Source organism: Halomonas sp. 72 (genome assembly GCF_052379785.1).
Lineage (GTDB): Bacteria > Pseudomonadota > Gammaproteobacteria > Pseudomonadales > Halomonadaceae > Vreelandella > Vreelandella citrativorans.
The window spans coordinates 1-21,730 of sequence record NZ_JBQSYY010000011.1 but is presented as its reverse complement, the minus strand read 5'-3'; the positions used below and the strand labels follow the sequence as shown (position 1 = coordinate 21,730).

Sequence of the window (21,730 nt, the reverse complement as noted above, 5' to 3'; positions counted from 1 at the left end):
ACCCGTTAGTTATTAAGCGCACGCTCCACTGCTCCGCTTGCATGCAGGGCAGTGGTATCGTAAAGCGGCACAGCGGTATGTGCTTGCTCTACCAGTAAGGCAATTTCTGTACAGCCTAGAATGACCGCCTGAGCGCCCTGTTGATGCAGGCTGGCGATCACCTTCAGATAGTGCTCACGGGAGTCATCGTTGATCTTCCCTTGGCATAGCTCATCGAAAATAATGCGATGAACCGTCTCGCGTTGCCCCTCCTCTGGCACCACGACCTCAATGCCAAATGTGTCCCGCAAACGCGCCTTGTAGAAATCCTGTTCCATCGTAAAGCGCGTACCCAACAAGCCAACACGCGTTATACCGTCCTTTCGCAGCTGCTCTGCGGTCGCATCAGCGATGTGTAACAGCGGGATGCTGATAGCGTGCTCAATCGCGGGTGCCACTTTATGCATGGTATTGGTGGCCAGCAGTAAAAAGTCAGCGCCGGCCCGCTCAATATTGTGCGCCGCCTCAGCAAGGATTTTTCCAGCGGTTTCCCAATCGCCCTGCTTTTGCAGCGCCTCAATCTCAGCAAAATCGACACTCACCATGGCAATTTTGGCCGAGTGGAGACCGCCCAGCGCTTGTTTTACGCCCTCGTTCAAGGCGCGATAATAGCTTTGCGTGGACTCCCAGCTCATTCCGCCCAGCACTCCAATGGTTTGCATGATTGCCTCCCTGGTGACTTATCCGTCAGTTTATTACGCGGCTAATTATTCTCGCCCCTTGTACCTGCGTTTTACTACCCTCATAGAGTACCTATTGCGTTTGAATTGATTATTTTTACCACCGGGCGCTGCCCGCGACACGACACAGCGAGGCCATGATGAGCGATACGTCTTACACCCCACCGCGCGTTTGGAAATGGGAACCGGGCAATGGCGGTAAATTCGCCAACATTAACCGTCCTATCGCAGGGCCTACTCACGATAAAGCGCTGCCCGTTGGTAAACACCCGCTTCAGCTCTACTCATTGGCCACCCCCAATGGCGTTAAAGTGACCATCATGCTTGAGGAGCTATTAGCAAAAGGCATCGAAGCCGCTGAGTATGACGCTTACTTGATCCAAATCGGTGAAGGCGATCAGTTCGGCAGCGGATTTGTAGACGTTAATCCCAACTCCAAAATCCCGGCGTTGATGGACCACAGCACTAACCCGCCTCAGCGCGTTTTTGAGTCAGGCGCTATTCTTCTCTACCTGGCTGAAAAATTCTCCGCCTTCCTACCAACCGACCCAGCCAAGCGTACCGAGTGCCTTTCCTGGTTATTCTGGCAGATGGGCAGCGGCCCGATACTCGGCGGTGGCTTTGGTCACTTCTACGCTTACGCGCCTGAAAAGTACCAGTACCCTATCGACCGTTACACGATGGAAATAAAGCGCCAGCTCGATGTACTTGACCGCCACTTGGCCAATAACCGCTACATGGCCGGTGATGAGTACACCATTGCGGATATGGCGATTTACCCCTGGTATGGCGCCCTGGTGAAAAACCGCGTTTACGAAGCGGCTGAGTTTTTGGAAGCGCACATGTATACACACGTGCTCCGCTGGGCAGAAGAACTTGATGCACGCCCCGCCGTACAGCGTGGCCGTATGGTTAACCGCACATTTGGCGAGCCCAGCGAACAGCTGCATGAACGCCACGATGCCAGCGACTTTGAGCATAAAACCCAGGATAAGCTATAGCGCATAAGGGTTAGCCAAGCAGCTAGCCACGGTATAAAAAACGGCCCACGGGCCGTTTTTTATATGCGCTCACAAGCTAGTAATAGCAAATCGCTCTCTGCCAGAAAGGGTGGGTGGCACGAACCAAAGCCTCCCAAACCTCTAGAAGCGCAGGATAGGCGGCGCGAGTGGCGTTATTTATCGTCACTTGAGCATGGGTTAAGGACCTCAATCCACCAGGCAGGATGCATAGCATCAAAATCTGTGCGGATATTAGCGGGCAGATAACTGGCGGAATCCAGCACCACAGGCTGACCATTGATGCGCTGAAATACCACCCAGTGCCAAAAGTGTTTGCCCTCCTTTTGATGGGGTTTAATCGCTAGCAGCGCCAGCGCCGGTAGCGCCTGCCATGTGGTAAACGGCGTTTCATCCGGCGAGGTAGCCACACCCGCTTGGGCCAGCATCTGGCGCACATACTGGGTATCAGACCACAGCGATTCATCATCTGCGGCAATATCCATCGCATTCGCAATGGCCTTCATCTCAGGGTAGCTTTTACCCAGAATAGTCGCTACAGAAGCAATCCCGCAGCCGGTCGGTTCTTCCTGAATAACGGGATTTAGCATCTTCCTCCGGTGTTTTCTCGACACCTCGCGTTAATTAGCGGCCCGTCCCAAGCCTTCTGTTTTTAGTGAGGCCAACCTGGGGCGGATATGTTCGCGCCTCACTTCAACTAGCACATAGCGGCGCGGGCGTCAACCTGTACTGTTCGAGCGTAAAGGCGTAAGGTACCTCTTCGGTTCGACCTTGCCACCGCTTTATTGCGTTCGCTATTACGCATCATGGCAAGCGTTGACCTGGCCCCCCTATCTAGGGCTTAAGGTGTTTTCAGCACCTGACGCTTGCACGGCCAGACTGCCAATCGCAGTCTTATCTCGCTACAGACATACCTAGAAAGATGTTCTGTTTTTTTGCTCACGTCCTGTGGCGACCTTTCCGACAACGGAACGCTGGTTGCTATTTAGGATGCTGGGCTGCAAAACCTATGGGTATTCCATGTACAACGAAAACTTCTATCAATTCTCGACCCTGACGGTCCTCGCTTTACTGGTGTTCTTTTACGGCGGCACTTATCTGCTGACCCTACTGATCAAGGAGAAAAAGGAAAATACCGACGCCTTCATGGTGTCTAACCATCAGATCGGCTTTGGCCTTGGCGCCGCCAGCATGACCGCCACCTGGATCTGGGCTGCCTCCTTTTACGCCGCTGCGACCTCGGGTTATACCTATGGCATCTCAGGCCCCCTGCATTACGGGTTGTGGGGCGCGTTGATGATCCTGTTCATCTACCCCTTTGGCCGTCGCTTTCGCAAGCTGGCGCCCAATGCGCACACTCTGGGTGAACTGATCCATGCCCGGCATGGCGCCTCCAGCCAGTTGATTCTTGCCTCCTCCAACATACTAGGCAGTATCATCAGCCTGATGGTCAACTTCACGGCGTCCGGCGCACTGGTCTCAGTGCTCTCACCACTCTCCTTTCAAGCCGGGGTGGTGATCGCAGGCGTTGGGGTGCTGTCTTACACGCTATGGTCGGGGTTCCGCGCTTCGGTCCTTACTGACTTTGCCCAACTGATGGCGATGATGGCCATTGCCATTCTAATCATCCCCGCAGTGATGTTCGCAATCGGCGGGCCGGAAACGCTATCGAACGGCATGAGTCTGCTCACTCCAGAACAGGCAAGTCTGTTCTCGGTGGATGCCATCCTCAATCAGGGCGCCCCTTTCTTTGTAGCGGTGTTGGCCTACGCGATTGGTAACCAGACTATCTCCCAACGCTTGTTCGCCGTGCGTGAAGACCATATCAAACCGACCTTTATCACCGCGACCATTGGCTACGGTGCGATTGTTATCGGCTTGGGCATGATTGGCTTGATGGCGCTGATGACCGGTATGGAGCCCATGAATGGCGACATGAATAACCTGATCCCGCAGATGGTCTCGATGTACCTCTCGCCGGTATTTATTGGACTGTTCTTTATTCTGGTGATCGGCTCGCTCTCCTCAACCGCTGACTCGGACCTTTCTGCCATGTCGGCGATTGTCATGGCCGATATCTATGGCAAGAACATTGCGAAAAACAAGCCCGATCCGACCAGGATGCTGTTTATTGGCAGGCTGACCATGATTGTGGCGACGCTGATTGGGGTGATTCTCGCCAGCTTCTCCATGGACATTCTTATCATGCTGATTTTCGTTGGCGCGCTCTGGGGCGCAATTGTCTTCCCGGTGATCGCCAGCTGTTTCTGGAGCCGGGTCACCAACACGGCGTTTACCTCGGCGGTAATCGCAGGCTTGGTGATGTTCTGCATCGCACGATTTGAACTGCTGCCTATGGTCGGCCTAACCGCAGGGCTATTTGAGTTGCTGGCCTCCGTAGGCGGAGGTGTAGTGCTTGGCCTGATGGCCTTTGGATTCTGCGGTCGCCGTGTCGGTTTGATTGTCGGCGCACTCAGCACTCTTGTTTTGGCCTACTTCTGTGTTGGCTTCCTGCGGGACTACACGGTGCTAATGGCCTCATTAATGGCCTACGGCGTCAGCACGATTGTGTGCATCGGTGTCAGCCTGATGAGCTCAAGCAAGTTCGACTTCGCGCAGATTAATCAGGACGTCATCAACTATGACCCGGCTAAGCCTGCTACTCGGGCCTAAGCGCTCTGTGATAAGGGCTGGGTGATAAGGGCTGGGCAATAAGCCCTATGTAAGACGTTGAAATCATTTCATCCGCTGGTGCGCCATAGCGCACCAGCCAAACATTAGGAAAGCACATGCAAACTTTTATATTGGCGTTATATGTATTGATCTGGCCGCTAATCTCACTCTCCGTACTGGGCGTCATCGGCCTGGCAACACTAAAAGACATTCTTGCGGCGCGGCGTGATAAGCGGGGACTGGTGTAACGTAATAATTAATCGCTGAATAGTGGCAATGCAAACAAGAAAGGAAGCAGGAGTGGCAAAGGATTGCCGTGAGGTGGCTTTTTAGCGCCGATACGTCAAATGCGTCATCACTCAACCCACGTCAGGAAAGTTTTCAAGAATAACGTCAATGACCTCCCTGAGTGTATACCCTTTTTTCACCCCCAGTTCAGACGAGTCTTATACGTCATACTCGTCGTGGCGACGATTCCAGCCATACGGCTCAGTTTGTGGCCAGCCTTCTGGAGAATCTTCCCAGGTTTCCTGACGACCAAACGGGGTCAAGTCTAAATAGGTCCAGAGACTACCAAGATATTCGACGCCTCGCGCCCCTGTAAAATAGCTGCGATACATGGCGTTGCCATCACGAATAAATACACTGACGCCGTGCCTCTCACCTTCCGCAGTCGTTACGCCAACATCATGGTTAAAATCGCTCTCATAAGACGAGTACCATGGGATAGGATAAGCCCATCCCATACGGGACCTATACTGATTAAGTTTTTCCAGGGGGGCGCGTGACACCATCACTAGCGAGGTATCGCGAGCATGCAGATGAGCCGGGTGAGTCATGGCATCAGCGACCCACGAGCACCCTTCACAGCCCGCTTTCCAGTCAGGTGCGTACATAAAATGATACACAATGAGTTGACGGCGCCCTTCAAACAGATCGAGCAGAGACGCTGGGCCGTTTTCGCCCTGAAACGTATAATGCTTAGTCACCTTCACTACAGGTAATTTCCTACGCTCAGCACTCAGTGCGTCACGCGCGCGGGTTAGCGCTTTCTCTTTTACGAGAAACTGATCCAGCGCTAATTTCCACTCTTCTAAAGATACGACACTCGGCAATGGTTGTTTAGTTGTAGTCATGGTTTTTCTCTCCGGTGTGTTCCGTCGATCCGCACCAACACTGATAAACTTCGCCGAAGTGCTGGCGTGCGGGATGCTGACCACTCACACTGCCAAGCGCCGATTATAGGCATCAAGGCATTTATGCCACGCTGGCCGGTCGTGACAGCGCGTTAAATAGGAAGTCACATTAGGAAACTCATCTAGAAGATTTGTATGCTGTATTTGACTTAACGCAGCAACCATTAGAATGTCTGGATAGGTAAATTGGTCGCCAAGCAGATAGCGCTTGCGGATAAGCACACCTTCGAGCACTGCGAGGCAGTTCCTGGCCATCTCCACGAGTGCCGGACGTCGCAGCTTTGCCCACTCGGCATCCGCTTCAAATAAATCAATCATGGCAATTTGCGTCATCGGTGGCTCCACTGTATCCAGGGCAGCAAACGTCCATTGCAGGGCTTTAGCGCGTTCTGACTCACTCGTCGGCAGAAGCCTCCCTGATTGCTCCGCCAAGTAGATAACAATAGCCCCTGACTCAAAAATGATCACGCCATCATGGTCAATCGCGGGTACTTTGCCAAAGGGATTGATTGCCAAATAATCAGCGCTATGTAGTTCACCAGCGACATCATCGAGCCCATTAACCTGATGAGGCAGTTCGCACTCCTCTAGTGCCCACAGCACACGTAAATCCCTCGTAATCCCCACCACTTGCGGCGTTACTTTTCCAAATCCATACATCGTAATCATCATTAATTTCCTCACGAAAGCCGATACTTCAAACGGTCTGTGATTGCATGAGCGAACTATCACTAGTCGTTCGAGCGTGAGAGAAATCGACAAGCTACGATGTATTTTTTATTCTCAATGGCCGCATAAACGGCGCGAGGAGCGTAAACCTCATAGCCCACTCCGCCGCTACACTTATTTCTGCGTTAACCCGTAAAGGTATTGATATACAGCGCTTCTACTTTATCCCGTGCCCACTGCGTTTTACGCAGGAATTTCAACGACGACTTAATAGAAGGATCATTGAAGAAGCAGTTAACGTTGATCTCTGCGTACAAGCCGTCCCAGCCGTAACGCTCAACCAAACGCGTCAAGATCTTTTCAAGGCTTAAACCATGTAACGGATTATTGGGTTGTGGATGGCTCATTAGTAATTCCCAGTGGTATTTCAAACGCCCTGTCCAACATGGCAGGCGACAAACCACGAATATTAACAGAGGGCATGAATAAGCGCGGCGGAAGTAGCCGTCCGCCGCGCTTATCAAAGGCATGAACCTCAGCGGTGCAAGTCGAACCGGTCATTCTCCATCACCTTGACCCATCCAGACACAAACTTGTTGAGCATATGTCGCTCACCGCCATGGGCAGCGTACTCCTCTGCAATGGCACGCAGCTGCGAGTTAGAGCCGTAAACCAAGTCAACCCGAGTGGCCGTCCACCGGGTTTCGCCGCTCTTACGATCACGGCCCACAAAGCGCGCTTCGGTGTCATCAACCGGCTCCCACACGGTTCCCATATCGATGAGATGGACAAAGAAGTCATTGGTCAGCTGCCCAGGGCGATGCGTTAAAATACCGTCATTGTTGTCATCGCCCGCGTTAATACCAATCGCCCGCATGCCGCCCAGCAGTGCGGTCATCTGGGGCGCGCTCAGGTTTAACATGAATGCCCGGTCGACCATTAAATGCTCGGTTGGAATGGACGTTGACTGCGCCTGCATATAGTTACGAAACGCATCATGCCTGGGTTCAAGATAGGCATGGGTATCCACTTCGGTCATCTCCTGAGTGGCATCCGTACGCCCTGGTGTGAAAGGCACTGTCAGGTCATGCCCGGCTGCTTCCGCCGCCATCTCAACCCCAACACTCCCGCCCAGAACAATCATGTCGGCCAACGAAATATTGGCATCGGATGCGTCCTTGATGCCCTGCAATTGGTCGATCACCTCCGCCACGCCACCGCGTATGTTGATATCCCAATGGAGCTGCGGTTCAAGGCGAATCCGCGCGCCGTTAGCGCCACCTCGATGGTCCGTTTGGCGGTAGGTACAAGCAGAGGCCCAAGCCGTTTCGACCAACTGCCGGGCCGTTAGGCCGGTGTCGGCAATGGCCTGCTTGAGCGTTGCAATCTGTTCATCGGAAACCAGCGGCCCTTCATGCTTGGGCACGGGGTCCTGCCACACGAGCACTTCGCTCGGCACCTGAGGGCCGAGGTAACGAGCACTTGGCCCCATATCGCGATGCAGAAGCTTGTACCAGGCGCGGGCGAACTCGTCGGCCAGCACATCGGGATTCTCGCGGTACTCCTTGGATATTTTCAGATAATCGGGATCGACAATCATCGCCATGTCAGCGGCGTTCATCACCGGAGGGTTCTTTTTACCCTCAACATGCGCGTCGGGCACCCAAAATCCATCTTTAACTTCTACCGGCTCCCACTGGTTGGCGCCCGCCGGGGATTTCTTGACCCGCCATTCGTGGGAGAAAATCGTCTCAAGATAGGTGTTGTCCCACTTGGTCGGTGTGGGGGTCCAGGCACCTTCGAGCCCGGATGTGATGGTGTACTCACCCAGCCCCGTTTCGTGCTTATTAGCCCAGCCAACGCCCATTTCGTTGAGCTTGGATTCCTCGGGTGCTTTGCCAACGGCATCCGCAGGCCCGTTGCCGTGCATCTTGCCAAACGTGTGGCCACCCACCGTCAGCGCTACCGTCTCGCGATCATTCATCCCCATTCTGGCGAACGTTTCACGTACGTCCATCGCGGATTTAGCTGCGTCTGGCACGCCATTAGGGCCTTCCGGGTTAACGTAGATCAGCCCCATTTGCACCGCGGCAAGAGGGTTATCGAGGACACGGTTACCGTCCTCGAAACTGCCGGTATAGCGCTCATCCTTGGTGCCCAGCCACTCATTCTCAGGGCCCCAATAAATATCATCCTCGGGCGCCCATATATCAGCACGACCGAACCCAAAGCCGAAGGTTTTAAAGCCCATGGTTTCAAGCGCGCGGTTACCTGCAAACACCAGCAAGTCGGCCCAGGAGATTTTCTCACCATATTTTTGCTTTATCGGCCACAGCAGGCGGCGCGCCTTGTCCAGGTTGCCGTTATCCGGCCAGCTGTTGAGTGGGGCAAAACGCTGAGCGCCGGTACCACCGCCGCCGCGCCCATCAAGCGCCCGATAGGTGCCCGCAGCGTGCCACGACATGCGAATAAAGAACGGACCATAGTGCCCCCAGTCAGCGGGCCACCACACTTGGGAATCTGTCATTAACGCATCAACGTCAGCGCTTAACTCTTCAACGTTGAGCTGGGCAAATGCGTCGCCATAGCGAAAGCCTTCACCAAAGGGGTTGGAATCAGGGTGTTTTTGATGCAGGACATTAAGGTTGAGCTGGTCAGGCCACCAGTGCTCGTTACCTTGTAGGCGCGGCGTGGTACGTGCGCCCCACTCCTGACGCGTAGGCTTTTGATCAGACACGTTATTCTCCTCGACTAAATGCTGGGCTTATTAGGCATTCAAGCGATATTTCTGATCACGCCAAGCGCCAACCACACCGCCCGAACTGCGATAGAAAGCATTGAGCGCTTCTATAAGCCATCACGTTAATGAAGGATTCACTTTGAACCCATCAAGAGACAGTGAAGGATTCAATAGAGAGACCGTCAAGCAGGAAAAAGAAAGTAGGTGCATGAATCATAGTAGTTGCATGAATCATTGCGGGCCGCATATTAACGTTCAGAGAGATTAACGATAGTATTGTTTCTCACCATCGGCGTCCCCCGTGCGGGCCACTCAATCGCTCTCATCTCCGACTACTTTTACATGCCGTAAAGCAATGGCAGATATCAACGCAAGCACCAGGATAGCGATACCACTCACCATAGCGGCCATGCTCATACCGTGAGTAAATGCCAACTGTGCCTGATCAAGTAGCTCGGAGGGGACGCGATCAGCGACAACCATAGTTGCCCATAAGCTCTCTCCAAGGGCAGTGGAGACTTCGTGCGGTACTCCTTCTGGGATCACTGGAGTCATCTGCACTCGATACATCAGAGTAGCCAAGCTACCCAGAAGAGCCACTCCTAGCGCCACACCTAACTCTTGAACCATCTCAGACATCGCCGATGCAGACCCTGCTTTCTCACACGGCGCTGCCCCTACTACCAAATCTGTGCCAAGTGCAGCAATGGTACCCAACCCTAGATAAACCAGCGAAAAACCTATTACGACCAGAGTTACTTGAACAGAGTGTGCATGGACTTGCGCAAGCAAGCCGCAGCCGATACTTGAGAGCATGAGGGCTACAGCAATAACAAACGCTGGTCGAATACGACGTGCAAGCAGAGGGGCAAGTATGCCAGCCAGCACCATCATCAGCGCCGGAGGCCCCATCCAAAGCCCGGCAATCAACGGTGTGTAACCCGCCACTAGCTGAAGATATTGAGTGACCAAGAGCATCATGCCAGCAACGCCAAGCAGTCCTACCAGGAGTATGATAAGTGCGGCAGTGAAGGTCTTACTGGCAAACAATTTCAGATCAAGCAATGGATGGAAGAGGTGCTGTTGTCGACGCACAAAAAGTAATATTCCCAACGCTCCAGTAGCAAGGGTGATCAGCACCGTTGGTGTAACACCCGCTTTAGAAAATTCCTTTATGCTATAGATGCTTGGCAGAATTGCTATTAATAGCAATAGGACACTAAAAAGATCCAGACGACCTGCACGCGGGTTACGGTACTCTGGCAGCAGTATTGGGGCAGCTAACAATAATACGATGACAATAGGCACAGCAATCAGGAAAGCGGCTCCCCACCAAAAGGAAGCTAACAATAATCCTCCAACCATTGGTCCCAACGCCATACCCAATGCAAACATGGTTGCCCATATCCCAATTGCCAATGCACGCTGCCTCAGATCAAAAAACATATTGCTTAATAAGGCCAGCGTAGAAGGCATCAGGGTCGCACCAGCAATACCCAAAGCTGCCCGGGCTACAATTAGCCACTCTGCATTTGGCGCAAAGGCTGCAAACACAGAGGCAACCGCAAACGCGAAGGCCCCAATCATCAGTAGCCGACGTCGGCCGATCCGGTCCCCAAGCGTGCCCATAGTGATTAAAAAACCGGCAATCATGAAGCCGTAGGCATCCATAATCCACAGTGCTTGGGTGTTGCTCGGCTGTAACTCTACCGCTAATGCCGGTAGCGCCAAGTAGAGGATAGTGACGTCGAGGCCTAGCAGAATGGTAGGCAGAGCCAATACTGCAAGCCCCGCCCACTCTTTCATGCCAGCCTTGTTAGACAGGTCGCCTGTTCCTGTATCCGTATTTAAAGGGATGTGAGCATCAACTTTGAATGACATGCTGCCTCCTGTTCCTTCATGGAAGCTGGCATTCTCAGACACTACATATAGGGTTACAATATAGCTAATTATCCTATTACCAAAGGTAATGGCATGGTTAATCAAAGGCTTGAGCGAACACAGAGCGATATTACGGAGTTCATGCTACGGCATCGTCGCAAATTGACGCCCGCTGATGTTGGGCTTCCTAGCAACGGACGAAGGCGTACACAGGGTTTAAGGCGAGAAGAAGTTGCAGCACTTGCCGGAGTAGGGCTGACTTGGTACACGTGGTTTGAGCAGGGCCGTGATATTAAGGTCTCCGAACGCTTTCTGCTCAATATCGCCCATGCGCTGAAACTGGATGATGCCGAATGCTGCCACCTTTTTCTGCTGGCACACCGCCGCGCACCACCAGCAGAAGCGTATCAAGAGCAGAGCATTTCTCCCCGCGTCCAGTCGCTGTTGGATGACCTCTCCCGCCCTAGCTACGTCGTAAACCTTCGCTGGGATGTTCTTGGCTGGAATGCGCAAGCTGATGAGCTACTCCAGTTCAGCTCCCGTGAAACGCCTGAACGCAATCTATTAAGAATGATCTTTACCGCCCCAGATCTGCGTCGGCGACTCCCCGACTGGGAACAGGATGCATCGCGTATGCTGGCGCAGTTTCGTTGTGACTTGGCTGTCGCTCCTGAGGACCCGATCATGCAAACTCTGATCGACGAGCTTAGCCGATTATCACCTGATTTCCGTCGCTGGTGGGAGGCTTCAAACATGGATGGCTATAATAGAGGGATCAGCAGCCTCCTTGATATAGATGGCACGCAACATACCTATGTCCACGAGGTGCTGACCGTTGATGAGCACCGCCATTTGAGGATGATTATCTATTTCGATAGTTCAAATGATCCTATGCCATAAAACTTATCTAACCCACATCATGAAGAGAGTATCTCACCGTCACATTACTTCTGCTTCGTGCGGCTTGGCAGAAAAATACAAAGAACCAGCAATATTCGATACATTTTCATTCCCTGCCATGGTGATGTTGTTATTTAATCCAACGCTACCCTGATTATGTTTAAAGCAACGTAAATTTTATTACGCCAACCTCACCTGCGGACAACTGTCATGGATGATCATCGCGCAAATACGCTGGACAAGCCCACCCGTGCGGGCTTGATTTTGCTGGCCGTGGTACAAGGAATGGCGCTGCTGGCCCTTCACCTGGCGATTGAGCATGAGCACTGGCTGGCCGCTGACCAGCGCTGGCTCAAGGCGCTTTATACCGTAGCAATCGCCCTGCCCGCGTTTTATCTAATTGGCATGGAGCGGCTACGTGATCGCCTCAATTTTTTGCCGCTGTTGCTGGCCCCGTTGCTGTTTTGGCTGGGCTGGCACCTTGGCTGGGTAGAGCAAACACCCGAGCAGCAGTGGGTGCGGCACCCGTTCACGTTTGCCTTTTGCGTGTCACTTGGCGTGGCGCTTTTCATCCTGGCGCTGTTTTTTCGGAGTAGCGCCACTAGCAGAACCTGGCCTACCGCCTATTCACCGCTGCTGAATTACTCTTGGGAATTCACCCAGACGCTTTCACAATTAACGCTGTTTATTGGTGTGTTCTGGGGCCTGTTATGGCTGGGGGCAACGCTGTTTTCGGCTATTGGCGTGCGCTTTTTTGAGACGCTTTTCAGCGCCCCCCTATTTATTTACCCCGTCACTTGGCTGGTGATCGGTTTAACGCTAGTGATGATTCGTAACCGCTTTCGCCTGATTCAAAGCGTGCGGCAGATGAGCGAGGCACTTATCAAAGCGTTACTGCCGCTGGTAGCCCTTATCATTCTGCTGTTTTTTTCCATGCTCCTTTTTACCGGCGTGCAGCCCGTCTGGGATACAGGCAGAGCCTCCTCCATATTAATGGCGCTGATGTTAACCCTGCTGCTGTTCTTCAACGCGGTCTTTCATCAAGCGCATGGCTTACCCCCCTATCCCACCTGGCTACGCCGCATCACCCTGCTGGCCGTTGTGCTGCTGCCGGTGGGTAACGTGCTGGCCGCTTGGGCACTCTGGCTGCGTATAGATCAATACGGCCTTAGCCTGGACAGGCTGTGGGCTGCCCTGCTGCAAGTGCTAACAGCGGCATTTACCGTAAGCTACAGCCTGCTCCTGCTGTGGCGCCGCCAGGCTGCACTTCCCAGCCTACAGCGCGCCAACGTTGGCCTGGCCCTGCTGGTGGCCGTTGTATTGATCGTGGTTAACACGCCGCTGGCAGATATGCGCCACTGGGTTGCCGAGCAGCAAATCAAGCGGTTGCTGGATGACCGCACAACAGCCGAGGCGTTTGATGTTAACTACCTGCGCTACCAGCTCGGCCAGCCGGGCACCCTGGCCTTGCAAGCCTTGGTAGAGAGCGAATTTGCCCAAGCGCAGCCTGAGTTAGCTCGGCGTATTGAACTTTCGCTCAGGCAAACCGAACGTTGGAGCCAGGAACCACTGGTGGATACTCAGAACCTGGATGACGTCGCCCAACAGTTCAGGGCAAGCCCTAACGGCGCCACCCTCCCAGAGCCCTTGCTGAACCTGTTGGTTGAGCAGAATTCCACCTGTTTAAGCCAGACGAAACCCTGCCAGACCCTACAGATAAGCAGCGGCACGCCCTTCCAGTGGCTGGTTTATGAACCTTATAGCGCGGTGGGCAAGGCGTATGGCGAACGCAATGGCGACTGGCTGTTGCTCGGCCATTTGATGCTACTCGGCACGACTCAGCCGCAAGATGACCTAACGTGCCAAACGACTCTGACTACGAATGAGCTGGAACGTATTATCGGACCAGCTGATGTCTACCGAAGCGGTAACTGCCTTTATAACCTGCAACCGACGCTTGAAAACGCTAAGCAGCAGCTTTCTATTCAACTTGATGAAAGCAGACAAGCACAGCGGGACTAGTCCGCTGTGCTTGTCTGTTCAGTTACCGAGCGAGCCTTTCGCCCTTTTTCTATACTAGCCCGCCCAAGCTCTACCCGGCCGGTGTTCTTCCTGCCATTCAGGGATGGCTGGCTGGGTAAGCTGGGGCTTCTAACGTGGGGCTGTGATGACTGACCAGAGGGCCGGACAGTTTACGCAGCGCCACATAGAACACCGGAGTCAGGAACAAGCCAAACAGGGTGACGCCGATCATGCCTGCAAATACAGCAGTACCCAGCGCCGCCCGCACCTCGGCACCCGCACCGGTGGCAATCACCGAAGGCAAGACTGCCGCCGTGAAGGCGATTGAGGTCATGATGATAGGCCGCAAACGCAGCCGACAGGCTTCAAGGGCTGCCTCCACCACTCCCTTACCTTGCAGTTCAAGTTCGCGGGCGAACTCCACAATCAGAATCGCGTTCTTGCATGCCAGGCCTATCAGTACCACTAGCCCCACCTGCACGAAGATGTTGTTGTCGCCACCGCCAAACCAAACGCCAATCAGGGCCGACAGCATCGACATGGGCACAATCAAGATGACTGCCAGCGGTAACGTCCAACTTTCATAGAGTGCCGCCAATACCAAAAATACCAGCAGAATCGATAGCGGGAAGACCACCAGCGCCGCGTTGCCTTGAGTAGATTGCTGGTAGCTCAGGTCGGTCCATTCCAACGCCATACCTGGGGGTAATACTTCTGCCGCCAGAGCGTTGATAGCCTCCATCGCCTGCGCAGAAGAGAGCACTCTAGGGTCAACTTCCCCGGCTAGATCCGCCGCTGGGTAACCGTTGTAACGCAGTACCGGGTCTGGGCCAAAGGTTTGCCGGATATCCACCATCGTGCCGATCGGCACCATTTCCCCTTGGTCATTGCGGGTGCGCAGTCGGGCGATGTCTTCTACGCTGGCCCGATACGGAGCATCCGCTTGGGCGATGACCTGCCAGGTGCGACCAAAGCGGTTGAAGTCATTCACATAGGTCGAGCCAAGATAGGTTTGCAGGGTGTCGAACAGTTCAGTCAATGGCACGCCTTGGGCCTTGGCCCTTAACCGATCCACCTCGGCATCCAACTGTGGCACGTTGGATTGATAGCTGCTGATTGGGAAGCCCATGCCCGGCGTTTGCGCAACCGCGCCCTGGAATTGATTAACCGCCTCCTGCAATGCTCCATAGCCAAGATTACCGCGATCTTCTATGAACAGCTGAAAGCCAGAACCATTGCCAAGCCCCAGAATCGGCGGCGGCATAAAGGAGAACGCAAAGCCCTCTTTCAAGCCACCAATGCGCTGGTTGATGCGGGCATTGATCTCCGCGGCGCTAATGGTGCGCTCATCAAAAGCGCTGAGGGTGAGAAATGCTACCCCGGTATTGGAGGTATTGGTGAACTGCAGCGCGTTCAAACCAGGAAAAGCAATAGCGTGCTCCACGCCTTCGGTTTCCATGGCAATATCCACCACCTCCTGGAGCATCTGATCAGTTCTCTCCAGGGATGCTCCTTCCGGCAGAATAACGCCCGCAATCAGATAAAGTTTGTCCTGCACCGGAATAAAGCCGGACGGCACCGCCTTGAACATCATGCCGGTACCCAGCAGCAACAGCGCATAGACCATAAACACCGCACCACGATGTTTCAGAGACCTAGCGACCCCTCCCTGATACTTATTTGAGCTGGCATTAAAAAAGCGATTGAAGGGACGAAAAATCCAGCCGAACAGCTTGTCAATCACTCGGGTAAGGCGATCTTTAGGCGCGTCATGAGGCTTGAGTAGCATTGCTGCCAGCGCGGGTGACAGGGTAAGGGAGTTAATGGTGGAGATCACCGTGGAGATAGCAATTGTCACTGCGAACTGGCGGTAGAATTGACCGGTCACACCAGAAAGGAAAGCCATGGGGATAAACACCGCGCACAGCACTAGGCCGACGGCAATAATAGGTCCGGAGACCTCTCTCATTGCCTGATGAGCGGCTGCCTGCGGCGGTAAACCCTCCTCAATGTTCCGCTCCACGTTTTCCACCACTACGATGGCGTCATCCACCACGATGCCGATGGCCAGCACCAGGCCAAATAAAGTGAGCGTATTGATGGAGTAACCCAATAGATAGAGCGCCCCAAAAGTACCGATAACCGATACCGGCACAGCAAGCAAAGGGATAATAGAGGCACGCCAGGTTTGTAAGAAAAGCGTGACCACTAACACCACCAGCAGCACAGCTTCCAGCAGCGTTGCTATTACCGACTTTATAGAGTCGTTCACAAAAATGGTGGTGTCATAGATTGCCTCATATTCCACACCTTCAGGGAACTGCTCGGACAGTTCATCCATGGTGGCCACCACCTGCTCACGGATCTCCAGCGCATTGGCACCCGGTGCTTGGAAGATGCCAATCGCCACCGCGTTCTGGCCGTCCAACTGCGAACGCAGGGTATAGTTTCCGGCGCCCATTTCCAGCCGGGCCACGTCTGAAAGCCTGAGTAATTCGCCGTTATCGCCACGTTTCAGCACGATATCGCCAAACTCCTCCACTGTTTCCAGTCGCCCGCGGGCATTGATCAGCGTCAGGAAATCACTCTCTTCAATGGGTTCAGCGCCCAGTTGTCCGGCGGAGACTTGAACATTCTGCTCCCGCATAGCACCGACCACATCGCTGGCCGTCAGGCCGCGAGCGGCTATGCGAGCGGGGTCCAGCCAAGCTCGCATGGCGTAATCCCCCCCACCAAAGAGTTGGGCATCCCCTATTCCTTCGAGACGGGCCAGACGATCGCGAACATTCAGCCGCACGTAGTTGCGCAGGTAAAGGGTGTCGTATTCACCGCCAGGCGAAGTCAGGTGAACCACCATCAGAAAGGTAGGTGATTGCTTCTGTGTGGTGACCCCTTGACGACGTACCGCCTCAGGTAGCCGCGCTTCAGCTTGGCTGACGCGGTTCTGCACCCGAACGGCAGCCTCTTCGGCATCGGTCCCTGGGCGGAAGGTAACGGTCATCTGCAGCACGCCATCAGAACCCGCGACGGACTTGAGATACATCATGTCCTCAACGCCATTGATAGCTTCTTCCAGCGGGGTGGCCACTGTATCGGCGATCTCTTTCGGATTGGCACCCGGATACACGGTACGCACTACCACCGAGGGCGGCACCACGTCCGGATACTCGCTGATCGGCAGGTTGGGGATGGATATCAACCCCACCGCCAGGATAATAATCGACAGCACCGCCGCAAAAATCGGTCTGTCCACGAAGAAACGGGAGAAGTTCATGGCGGATTAATCTTCCCTGGCAGCAATGGTGGACTGGGCAGTAACCGGCGGGGCATCCACTACCTGTTGTGGGGAGACTTCCATCCCCGGCATGAATACTTTTTGCACGCCGTTAACAATCACCCTGTCACCGGCGTTAAGCCCTTCGGTGATAACCGTTCGTTCTGCCACTTGGCGTCCGGTGGTCACCTGGCGCCGCTCTGCCAGGTTGCTCTCATCAATGACATAGACGTAGCGGCGATCCTGGTTGGTCAATACCGCCTTTTGATCTACTAGCAACGCCTGTTCTAAACGAGCGACCGGCATTTCAACCCGTGCAAACTCTCCAGGGCGAATATACCCATCTGGGTTGGCTAACACTGCCCGGAATTGCAGAGTGCCCGTATTGGGGTTTAAACGGTTATCGATAAAATCTAGAGCGCCTGTGAACTGACGCTGCGGGTCGCCCCCCAACTCAATCGTCAGGCGGTTCGGCGCGTCTCCGATCAGCATGGTCTGGCTGGCAAACGCAGCTTGTTCATCCGCCTCGAAGTAGACATGGGCCGGATCGATGCTCACTAGCGTAGTCAGCAGGCTCTGATCGGCGTTGGCCAGATTGCCGCGAGTCACCATGGCCCGACCGATACGGCCACTGATCGGTGCCGTGATGCGGGTATACTCAAGGTCAAGCTCGGCAGTATCCAGCGCTGCTTGCGAGGCATCCACCACGGCCCGGGCATTGTTCAAGGCCGTTTGACGCTGGTCATGCACCTCCTGAGAAATGGCTTGGCGCCCCAATAACACTCGGGCGCGTTCGGCTTCGCTGCTCGCCTGGGCCAGTTGGCTTTTGGCCTGGGAAAGATCAGCCTGGGCGGCTCCGATACGCGCTTGGTAAGGCCGCGGGTCGATCAGGAACAGTAGCTCTCCCTGCTCCACCAGTTCGCCCTCATCAAACGCCACCTCTTGGATATAGCCGCTAACCCGGGCCCTTAATTCGACCGTTTCGGCAGCCTCCACGCGTCCGGTGAATGACTCACTTAACACCACCGGCTGAGCGACGATTTCCGCTACGTCGACTTCCGGCGGTGGAGGTAATGAAGATGCTACGGACTCCTCGCTCTGGGCCTCGCACCCAGTGAGTAAAACCGTTATCAGCAGGAGCAGGATCACTGCCCCTCTGCTGTTTGCAAACGGAGTTCGTTGAGACAGACTTCCCATGATTACTTGCTCCAATGGCTATCGAAAACCGATAGCGGCGTCAGAATCGACAGTCGATGGTGTTGGCATAGAGGGACTAAACAAGCGGGCACCGTCGCGCGCCCAACAAACGCCACTCACCATAGGTGGGGCGAGCGCGTTCAAGGTAGCGCGTTCCTGCACCATGATTGCCTAATTCTGTCGTAGGTCGTAAGCAATGGAACAAGGCTGGCGGATCAAGAGAGCAAAGGGTTTTCGCGTCTATGCATTGTGTCTGTCTGATGACACTCAGCGTGGTTGCCAATTTCTACGAGGTACTTGCCTGATCCTGCAAAACAGATAAAAAAACATCGGATTTATAAAACGTAGGCGTACACTGCAATTTGTTAAGGAGGAAAGCCATTGACCGTTCTCGTGCCTGAACAGATTCCCCATCTTGGCGACAGCCTGCTGCCACAATTAAGCCAAGTCGCCCGCCGCTGGGCGCCCCTGGAAGAACTGCAGGATACGGCGATTGCCGAGGTTCAACTGGTACGCGCTGACGCCCCTACCAGTTTTCACTGCGCCGTCTATGAACCGTGCCTGTGCTTTGTCATTCAAGGCAGCAAGACTGTGCTATTGGGTGACAAGGAGATCGTCTACACCGGACCTAGCTATATGGGTAGTGCCGTTCACCTGCCGATGGTAGGCAGGATTGACCATGCTACCCCGGAGACCCCCTACCTGGCGGTAAAGGTGTCGGTGGAGCCTCAGGAAGTAGCTGGGTTGATACTGGAGGTGGGTGACAAGGCACCGCACGCGGGAGGTAATGCCATCTGCCCCGGGATGGACTGCGGTTTAAAATCGGCCCCCATGGATGCCCGTATGCAGGGTGCACTCTATCGATTATTAAGCCTGCTCGACTCACCAGAAGATATTAAGGTACTTTCCCCCTTGGCCCGGCGGGAGCTAATCTATCGAGCCTTAATGGGTGACATGGGGCCTCACATGCGCCGGTTTGCTGCCTCGGACTCACAGGCTAATCGGATTGCACGGGTTATCTATGCCCTTAAAGAGCACTATGCTCAGCCACTTAAGATCAGTGAGCTGGCAGCAACTGCTAATATGAGCGAATCGACGCTTTACCACAGCTTCCGACAAGTAACACGAATGTCGCCCCTGCAATACCAGAAGAAGTTGCGCCTACTAGAAGCCCGGCGATTAATGCTGGCCGAGGGGCTGGAAGCGGCTACCGCCAGTTACCGAGTGGGTTATGAAAGCCCTTCTCACTTTAGCCGCGAGTACAGTCGTATGTTCGGTGCCCCGCCGCGTGCCGATGTTAGCCAGTTAAAGGGCATTGCGATGGCCTCAGCGACCGCTTAAGGTGAGGAGAAACTGCGGGAGTAAACAGGCTGGCAGGCGCAAGCTGCTTAAGTCTCCCCGCGCCTGCCTATTACAGGTCACTCATGCAGTGACGCTGTCTTCTAATGTGTATTCCTATGTTACTGGCTTTCCAGGCCTTTCAGCAGCGCTTCGTGAAAACGCTCGGGTTCCTGAATTTGCGGTGAATGGCCAAGCTCTGGAAATTCAACGAGCGTTGCCTGGGGGATGGCCTCGGCAGCCTGCTCACCCAGCACATCGTAACGGCCCAGAGTTTTCTGAACCTCTTCCGGCGCCTGCGCCTTGCCGATGGCGGTGTTGTCCTTCTCGCCAATCAGTAACAGCGTAGGCATCTGCAGCTGATCAAATTCATGAACCACAGGCTGAGTGAAGACCATATCTGAAGTTAGCGCCTGATTCCAGGCGACCAGTTCCCCGTCTTCGCCTGCATACATGCCCGCCAGCATTTCCACCCAGCGGTCGTACTCCGGCTCCCAGGTATTCACGTAGTAGGTGCTTTCCTGATAAGCGCGGATACCCTCAGCGGTTTTCTCGAGTTCGGCCTGGTAGCCTTCATCGATGCTCTGGTAAGGCACGCCAAGGGCTTTCCAGTCTTCCAGGCCAATCGGGTTAACCATCACCAACTGCTCGGTTTGCCCTGGATACATCAGCGCAAAGCGCGTGGCCAACATACCGCCCATGGAGTGGCCCATGACAGTCACTTCATCTACCTCCAAATCTTCCAGCAACGCGTGAGTGTTAGCGGCCAGTTGATGGAAGCTGAACTGATAATGCTCCGGCTTGGTCGATTTACAGAACCCCACCTGGTCTGGCGCAACCACCCGATAGCCCGCATCATGCAGCGCTTCAATGGTGCCTTCCCACGTACCCGCGCAGAAATTCTTACCGTGCATCAGCACCACCGTTCTGCCGTTGGCGCTGCCCTCTTTAGGCTGCACATCCAGATAGGCCATCTGCATGTCCTGCCTCTGGGAGCTGAAATTAAACCGCTCGACCGGGTAAGCGTATTCGAAGCTGGAAAGCTCACCATCGTATTCAGGCGCGTCTTCAGCGATAGCGCTGCCGATAGCACCAACGGCCGCGATACTGCTAATACCGCTAGCCAGCAGTGTCCGGGGAAAGTGTCTCTGAGAAAACCTGCGACGGCCCATTATGTCTCTCCTCTCTTCCATGGGATAAGTGACACTGGAGAGTATGGCAGTAATTGTCAGACATGCCGCTTTTAAGCTTTTTTACCCGACGTCAAGATTAAACCTGTGAAGTGCGTAACGCTTATGGCGAACACTACTCAAATGGCGGGTTCTCAACAGCTTCCCTATTAACGATAAAACTCAACAAAAAATCTTACCGGGCCCAATGGCTTTATATGATGCTTTATCGTTGGCTCTACAACGCCATACTGCTCTGGGCTTAGCTCGATGATATCCAGTGCTGGCTCTTGAATGGTGTATTCCAACAAGCCTTCAAGTACCACTATTTTTCCCCACACCCCCTCTTTGGTCGTGTGGTCATTCAACAACCCTGTGGGAACGCTCTCTTCGGTGAATTCTGGCGTTCTTTTATAGGGAGAAACATTGACGGGTAAGTCTTTCATGTTATCGGCTCCTTGTAGCCAAAAACTCGCCGTTTCCGACAGGCACGGTACACGTGGCGAAATCAGGGTCTGCGGAAACCAATGCCACAAAAGATAACATCTCTTCAGCATGAGACGTGGCATTATCAACCACAAGAAGCCCTCCTACACGAAGAACCCGCTTAATGTCGGGCCACCATGCCAGATACTCAGAACGCTCAGAGTCGAGAAAGAGAAGATCGATACTGGATGTGGAGCTGCGACCAAGTACGGCACCCGCCTCACCATGAACCTGGGTAATGAACGGAGCAAGGCCTGAACGCTCGAAGCTCTTCGCCGCAAGCGAAAGTTTGAAATCGGATTGTTCAACGGTCGTCACATGGCCGTTAATTGCCGCTGCGGCCCAGGCCAGCCAAAGCGTTGAGTAGCCGTTAGACGTTCCAATTTCAAGCACGCGTTGAGCATTCGTGGCCCGAACCATCACGGAAAGGAATTTTCCCGTGTCACG

General features: G+C 54.1%; 18 protein-coding genes. 6 read left to right on the top strand and 12 right to left on the bottom strand.

Annotated features, from left to right (window positions below; genetic code table 11):
- Positions 1–5: 5 nt before the first annotated feature.
- A complete protein-coding gene (locus ACT3T6_RS11225) occupies positions 6–701 on the bottom strand; it encodes an aspartate/glutamate racemase family protein (protein WP_193053980.1) in 696 nt (231 codons plus the stop codon).
- A 158-nt stretch (positions 702–859) separates the two neighbouring features.
- Here ACT3T6_RS11225 and yghU point away from each other — a divergent pair, with 158 nt between their 5' ends.
- Positions 860–1,720 (top strand): glutathione-dependent disulfide-bond oxidoreductase, encoded by an 861-nt coding sequence (gene yghU, locus ACT3T6_RS11220; protein WP_193053981.1) that lies wholly within the window; start codon positions 860–862, stop codon positions 1,718–1,720.
- A 173-nt stretch (positions 1,721–1,893) separates the two neighbouring features.
- Here the strand turns inward: yghU and ACT3T6_RS11215 are convergent, their stop codons facing one another.
- Positions 1,894–2,328, bottom strand: a complete 435-nt coding sequence (locus tag ACT3T6_RS11215; RefSeq protein ID WP_193053982.1) for a hypothetical protein — start codon at positions 2,326–2,328, stop codon at positions 1,894–1,896.
- A 430-nt stretch (positions 2,329–2,758) separates the two neighbouring features.
- Between ACT3T6_RS11215 and ACT3T6_RS11210 the strand changes: the two genes are divergently transcribed.
- Positions 2,759–4,411, top strand: coding sequence for a sodium:solute symporter family protein (locus ACT3T6_RS11210; protein WP_193053983.1), 1,653 nt, complete (start codon positions 2,759–2,761; stop codon positions 4,409–4,411).
- Between the two features lie 116 nt (positions 4,412–4,527).
- Positions 4,528–4,659, top strand: a complete 132-nt coding sequence (locus tag ACT3T6_RS11205; RefSeq protein WP_216657919.1) for a putative transporter small subunit — start codon at positions 4,528–4,530, stop codon at positions 4,657–4,659.
- 198 nt (positions 4,660–4,857) lie between these two features.
- Here ACT3T6_RS11205 and ACT3T6_RS11200 read toward each other — a convergent pair whose 3' ends face one another.
- The 5 genes from ACT3T6_RS11200 to ACT3T6_RS11180 all read right to left on the bottom strand — a co-directional run bounded on the left by ACT3T6_RS11200 (position 4,858) and on the right by ACT3T6_RS11180 (position 10,897).
- Positions 4,858–5,547 carry a DUF899 domain-containing protein gene (locus ACT3T6_RS11200; protein ID WP_193053984.1) on the bottom strand — a complete coding sequence of 230 codons (690 nt, stop codon included), beginning with the start codon at positions 5,545–5,547 and terminating at the stop codon, positions 4,858–4,860.
- A gap of 84 nt (positions 5,548–5,631) precedes the next feature.
- Complete coding sequence (locus ACT3T6_RS11195; protein WP_193053985.1) at positions 5,632–6,279, bottom strand: glutathione S-transferase family protein; 648 nt, start codon at positions 6,277–6,279, stop codon at positions 5,632–5,634.
- 182 nt (positions 6,280–6,461) lie between these two features.
- Positions 6,462–6,683: a VF530 family protein gene (locus ACT3T6_RS11190; protein ID WP_192528609.1), complete on the bottom strand. Its 222-nt coding sequence runs from the start codon at positions 6,681–6,683 to the stop codon at positions 6,462–6,464.
- Positions 6,684–6,811: 128 nt separating this feature from the next.
- Positions 6,812–9,013: a catalase/peroxidase HPI gene (katG, locus tag ACT3T6_RS11185; RefSeq protein ID WP_193053986.1), complete on the bottom strand. Its 2,202-nt coding sequence runs from the start codon at positions 9,011–9,013 to the stop codon at positions 6,812–6,814.
- 315 nt (positions 9,014–9,328) lie between these two features.
- Positions 9,329–10,897: an MFS transporter gene (locus ACT3T6_RS11180; protein ID WP_193053987.1), complete on the bottom strand. Its 1,569-nt coding sequence runs from the start codon at positions 10,895–10,897 to the stop codon at positions 9,329–9,331.
- A 93-nt stretch (positions 10,898–10,990) separates the two neighbouring features.
- Between ACT3T6_RS11180 and ACT3T6_RS11175 the strand changes: the two genes are divergently transcribed.
- Together ACT3T6_RS11175 and ACT3T6_RS11170 are read left to right on the top strand one after the other, a co-directional pair.
- The gene (locus ACT3T6_RS11175) at positions 10,991–11,797 is read left to right on the top strand and encodes a helix-turn-helix transcriptional regulator (RefSeq protein ID WP_193053988.1); all 807 of its coding nucleotides are present in this window, start codon (positions 10,991–10,993) and stop codon (positions 11,795–11,797) included.
- A 210-nt stretch (positions 11,798–12,007) separates the two neighbouring features.
- The gene (locus ACT3T6_RS11170) at positions 12,008–13,819 is read left to right on the top strand and encodes a DUF4153 domain-containing protein (protein WP_193053989.1); all 1,812 of its coding nucleotides are present in this window, start codon (positions 12,008–12,010) and stop codon (positions 13,817–13,819) included.
- Between the two features lie 97 nt (positions 13,820–13,916).
- Here ACT3T6_RS11170 and ACT3T6_RS11165 read toward each other — a convergent pair whose 3' ends face one another.
- Together ACT3T6_RS11165 and ACT3T6_RS11160 are read right to left on the bottom strand one after the other, a co-directional pair.
- Positions 13,917–17,093 (bottom strand): efflux RND transporter permease subunit, encoded by a 3,177-nt coding sequence (locus tag ACT3T6_RS11165; RefSeq protein WP_193053990.1) that lies wholly within the window; start codon positions 17,091–17,093, stop codon positions 13,917–13,919.
- Between the two features lie 6 nt (positions 17,094–17,099).
- Entirely contained in the window at positions 17,100–18,290 is a 1,191-nt protein-coding gene (locus tag ACT3T6_RS11160; RefSeq protein WP_193053991.1) for an efflux RND transporter periplasmic adaptor subunit, read from the bottom strand.
- Positions 18,291–18,671: 381 nt separating this feature from the next.
- On the opposite strand from ACT3T6_RS11160, the gene ACT3T6_RS11155 reads away from it, so the two are divergent.
- Positions 18,672–19,631 carry an AraC family transcriptional regulator gene (locus ACT3T6_RS11155; protein ID WP_193053992.1) on the top strand — a complete coding sequence of 320 codons (960 nt, stop codon included), beginning with the start codon at positions 18,672–18,674 and terminating at the stop codon, positions 19,629–19,631.
- A gap of 119 nt (positions 19,632–19,750) precedes the next feature.
- Here ACT3T6_RS11155 and ACT3T6_RS11150 read toward each other — a convergent pair whose 3' ends face one another.
- The 3 genes from ACT3T6_RS11150 to ACT3T6_RS11140 all read right to left on the bottom strand — a co-directional run.
- The gene (locus ACT3T6_RS11150; RefSeq protein ID WP_193053993.1) at positions 19,751–20,800 is read right to left on the bottom strand and encodes an alpha/beta fold hydrolase; all 1,050 of its coding nucleotides are present in this window, start codon (positions 20,798–20,800) and stop codon (positions 19,751–19,753) included.
- Between the two features lie 167 nt (positions 20,801–20,967).
- Entirely contained in the window at positions 20,968–21,243 is a 276-nt protein-coding gene (locus tag ACT3T6_RS11145) for a DUF1971 domain-containing protein (protein ID WP_172115986.1), read from the bottom strand.
- A 1-nt stretch (position 21,244) separates the two neighbouring features.
- Positions 21,245–21,730, bottom strand: a 486-nt coding sequence (locus ACT3T6_RS11140) for an O-methyltransferase (RefSeq protein ID WP_444625947.1), incomplete at its 5' end; no start/stop codon positions are given.